This window comes from Acinetobacter sp. UBA3132 (assembly GCF_002364825.1).
In the GTDB taxonomy this organism is placed as follows: domain Bacteria; phylum Pseudomonadota; class Gammaproteobacteria; order Pseudomonadales; family Moraxellaceae; genus Acinetobacter; species Acinetobacter schindleri.
Genome location: NZ_DEZM01000200.1, coordinates 1 through 2,296 on the forward strand (window position 1 = coordinate 1; position 2,296 = coordinate 2,296).

Annotated in this window: 2 protein-coding genes; both read left to right on the forward strand. The window is 42.6% G+C overall.

The features are described from left to right. Positions 1-41: 41 nt before the first annotated feature. Positions 42-296: an HU family DNA-binding protein gene (locus B4033_RS11145; protein WP_286834046.1), complete on the forward strand. Its 255-nt coding sequence runs from the start codon at positions 42-44 to the stop codon at positions 294-296. Positions 297-427: 131 nt separating this feature from the next. Continuing rightward, positions 428-2,293, forward strand: coding sequence for a SurA N-terminal domain-containing protein (locus tag B4033_RS11150; protein WP_286834002.1), 1,866 nt, complete (start codon positions 428-430; stop codon positions 2,291-2,293). The last annotated feature ends 3 nt before the right edge of the window (positions 2,294-2,296 follow it).

Below are 2,296 nucleotides of genomic sequence, written 5' to 3' on the forward strand. Positions count from 1 at the left end.
GATCTTAAGAGGACGTAATTTTCATGAATAAATAAGAACTCATTCCTGCAATTGCAGCGAAAGGGGGATTATCTAAGGCTGACGCTGGTAAGGCTTTAGATGCTACAATTGCTTCTGTTACTGAAGCGCTTAAATCAGGTGATACAGTTACTCTCGTTGGTTTTGGTACTTTCGGTGTTAAAGAACGCGCTGCACGTACTGGCCGTAACCCACAAACTGGTGCTACGCTAGAAATCAAAGCAAGCAAAGTACCTAGCTTCAAAGCTGGTAAAGGCTTGAAAGACGCTGTAGCTTAATCGCCAACAGCAACCAAACGCGCCTCACTAGGCGCGTTTTTTTATTGATTAATTAAATAGTCAGGATTAACACATTCATTCAGTGGGTTTTTTCGGGTAAAATCCCATGCAAATAAAATATTGGAATACTTATGGAATCTTTTCGTAAAGTTATTAAGGGTTGGCTGGGCAAGGTCTTGCTCGTTCTGTTTTTGACCCCTTTAGCGCTTGTAGGTATTGAAGGATATTTTAGTGGTGGGAACAAAGATACAGCCAAGACGGTAAATGGCACAGATATCTCTAAAAAAGAACTGGAATCTCTGACAAAATCATTCAAAGAACAATATCTCAGTTATGCCAATGGCGATGAAACATTATTAAATCAGGCATTCATTGATCAAAAAGCTATGGATACGCTGGTTGCACGTACAGTTTTGCTACAACAAGCTGAAAACCTGGGCATCAGTCTCAGTGATCAGCAAATTGAGCAAATGATTGCTCAGCAACCGAGTTTCCAGCAAAATGGTCAGTTTTCAAATGCGCTCTATGAAAACTATTTGCGTTCTGTAGGCATGAACAGCCAGCAGCTGATTGCAAGCCTGCGCACTGACCATGCTCTTAAAATGTTGTCATCTACCTTTATTGACTATCCATTGGTTAGTAAACTGGAAATTCAGCAGATTGCTGACTTGCAGACTGAACAGCGTCATGTGCATATTGCCAGTGTCAATCTTGAGAACTACAAGAAAAACGTTAAGGTGACTGATGCAGAAATTGCAGCTTATTATGAAAAGCATAAGACTGTATTCAAGCAGCCAACGAGTGTGGATGTAGATTACGTAGTTTTAAAAGCGGGTGATATTAATACCGTTGCTGTTACGGTAACCGATGCCGAACTACAAGATGCCTATAACAGTTTTGTTGCGGCACAAAAATCGACTGCCAAGCCAGAAGTGAAACATATCCTGATCACTGCGGATAACCGTTCTGAAGCTGAAGCGCAAAAACTCGCAACAGATGTAGCAGCTAAGATCAAAGCGGGTACAACATTTGCTCAGGCTGCAGCTCAGTATTCAGAAGATCCTGAATCTAAGGCCAAAGGCGGTGCAATCGCAGTTTATGAAGCGGGTGTGTTCGGTGATGCTTTTGATAAAGCTGTTGCTTCATTACAATCTGGTCAGGTTTCTGCACCCGTGAAAACAGATTATGGTTATCACATCATTGCTGTACAGGCACCTGATGTAGCTGTGCCATCATTTGAATCACAAAAAGCACGTCTGACTGAAGAGGTGCTGGCTTCTAAAAAATCAAATGCATTCTCTGATACTGTGAATAGCCTGAATGATATGGTGGTCAGCAGTGACTCACTGGATGTGGTAACACAAGAAGTTAAAGGTGTTCGCGTACAATCAGCCAAAGGCGTGACATTGTCTACACGGGATCCATTACTCAGTGATGCCAATGTGAAAGTGAAGCTGTTCAATGACGATGTGAAGAATGGTGACCGTAATGTATCATCTAGCATACAGTTGGCAAACGGTGATGTAGCCTGGGTGAAAGTGCGTGATTACCATGCAGCAGGTGAGCAATCACTGGCGGAAGCGAAACCACGTGTTAAAGCAGAACTGATTGAAGAAAAAGCGCGAGCTCTTGCAAAAGCCCAGATTCAGAAATCATTGGATGAGTTTAAGACCAAACCTGCTGCTTCTGTAGCAAAAGGTAATCTGGTGTTTGAAGATGCGGGTATCTATACGCGTGCTGAAGGCTTGCTAAAACGTGATGTACAGCGTGCAGCATTTAGCCTGAAAGCACCTAAAGCTGGATTCTGGTCTGTGACGACTGCAAGCTTGCCTAATGAGCTGGTAGTAGTTGCTGTATCTGAAGTGAAGAAGAATCCGATTGATGTCTTAAGCGAAGAACAGCGTACTGAACTGGCAAAACTTTATGCCCAGTTACGGGGTCAGCAAGAATTTGATGATTATACGCGTTATCTGAAATCGCAAGCGAAAATCAAATAACAG

Excerpts from the sequence above, each read along its gene's own strand:
- B4033_RS11150 (WP_286834002.1), top strand. The coding sequence starts at position 428 with ATGGAATCTTTTCGTAAAGTTATTAAGGGTTGGCTGGGCAAGGTCTTG.